This is a genomic window from Sinomonas humi (assembly GCF_000802235.1).
Taxonomy (GTDB): domain Bacteria; phylum Actinomycetota; class Actinomycetes; order Actinomycetales; family Micrococcaceae; genus Sinomonas; species Sinomonas humi.
The window spans coordinates 1-847 of sequence record NZ_JTDL01000068.1 but is presented as its reverse complement, the minus strand read 5'-3'; the positions used below and the strand labels follow the sequence as shown (position 1 = coordinate 847).

Genomic DNA, 847 nt, shown 5'->3' with positions numbered 1-847 from the left:
TGTAGAGCGTGAACGCGATCAGCCACGACAGGAACCGCTGGAACCACTGCCTGCCCGTCTCGGTGTTCGTGAATGCCGCCGCCGTGGGCAGGCCGCCGGCGAGCAGGATCAGGATCCCGGAGCGGAACACCATCATCACCAGCTGGATGAGGGACACCAGGATCGCGATCACCCCGAAGACGATGGCCAGCAGGACCCCGAGCCCCCCGCCCAGGGCGATCATCCCGCCCACGTTCTGCGCGAACCCGGCCCCCTTCGTCGCATCGTCCAGCAGGGCCTTGGCCAGCGCGTCGAAGCCCGTGACGAGCAGCTGGAGCACGGCGACGCCGGAACCCGTCACGAGGGTGAAGGTCATCAGCTGCTTCACAATGCCGGTCAGGTGCTCCCTGCGCTGCTCCCACACCAGACGGCCGCAGCCGACCAGGATGCCGAAGACCACCAGGACGAGCGTGTACCACCACAGCTGGTTCTGCGCCCACCACACCGCATCGGCCTGCCGTGCCACCGTCCCGGGCTGGATCACCGGGGTGGTGTCCACGCCCACCCAGAACGTGCCCAGCCACCCGACCGCCTTCCCCCACGCCTCAAGGACGGCATCCCTGAGCTGATCGAGGGCACCGCCTGTCGCCGCGGAAACAAGGCTTTTGCCCGCCTCTCCGAGATTGCAGAGAGGGTCCAGACCGCAGTCCTTTGGGGAATCAACCATCGGGAACATCTCAGACCCCCGCCCATGGCACGAAGTCGCTCAAGTCGCTCAGTCCGTACGAATTTGAGGTCTCCTCGGGTACGGCCTTCCAGTCCCCGTTCTCCCACCGCATGCCAATGGCCATGGAGCTGTAGCCGGTTT

At 66.2% G+C, this 847-nt stretch carries 1 pseudogene; it reads right to left on the bottom strand.

The features are described 5' to 3' along the window. A pseudogene (locus LK10_RS20720) lies at window positions 1-706 on the bottom strand (hypothetical protein); the annotation flags it as partial. Window positions 707-847: the final 141 nt, after the last annotated feature.